Origin of the sequence: Arthrobacter sp. GMC3 (assembly GCF_002929305.1) — a bacterium.
Classification (GTDB): Bacteria; Actinomycetota; Actinomycetes; order Actinomycetales; family Micrococcaceae; genus Specibacter.
This window is the reverse complement of sequence record NZ_PJIO01000111.1, coordinates 1-608: the sequence shown is the minus strand read 5'-3', so window position 1 is coordinate 608 and position 608 is coordinate 1. Positions and strand designations below refer to the sequence as shown.

The window sequence follows — 608 nt, the reverse complement described above, 5'->3', positions numbered from 1 at the left end:
CCCCGCCGCGGACTGGTCCACTTCGAGGGCCACATGACCGTGCTGCAATACGAATCATCCCTGGCCAGCATCGACTCAGCCACCAACCCCCACCACCACACCGCGTTCAACAACATCAACACCACCCACACACCAACAACACCCAGGACCACCTGCGGCGCCTGCGGCTCCACCACCAGCGCCGGGGGTACCCGCCCCGCCAATGACGTAGAACGCACCAGCGCCCACCAGCCCCTACCCGGACAGGAAGACGTCCTAGACTTCCTCCGCGAAGCCAACCACCCCCACAACACCACGAGTCAGTGGCCGCCACCGTCTCAGGGCCCGTCCCCCGACTGGGCGAACCCACCAGCCACCGAATCCCCCGAAACAGCCACCACGAACCCCACCGCGGACATCGTCGACGACCAGCCGTGGCCGCACCAGGTCAACGGCACCTCCGTGCCCGAACCCGGCACCCACGCAAACCTCCCCGGCCTGAACCTCATCGATCCAGCATCCACCGACCCAGCCGTCACCGACCGACGCACTCACGGCCAGAAACTCCTCGACGGTCTCATCGACTGCCTCAAACTAGCCGCCCGCACCGGCACACTCCCCATCACAGG

General features: G+C 66.6%; 1 pseudogene. It reads left to right on the top strand.

Features of this window, described 5'->3' with window-relative positions:
• Positions 1-33: 33 nt before the first annotated feature.
• Positions 34-608 (top strand): annotated as a pseudogene (locus tag CXQ94_RS21680) (hypothetical protein); the annotation flags it as partial.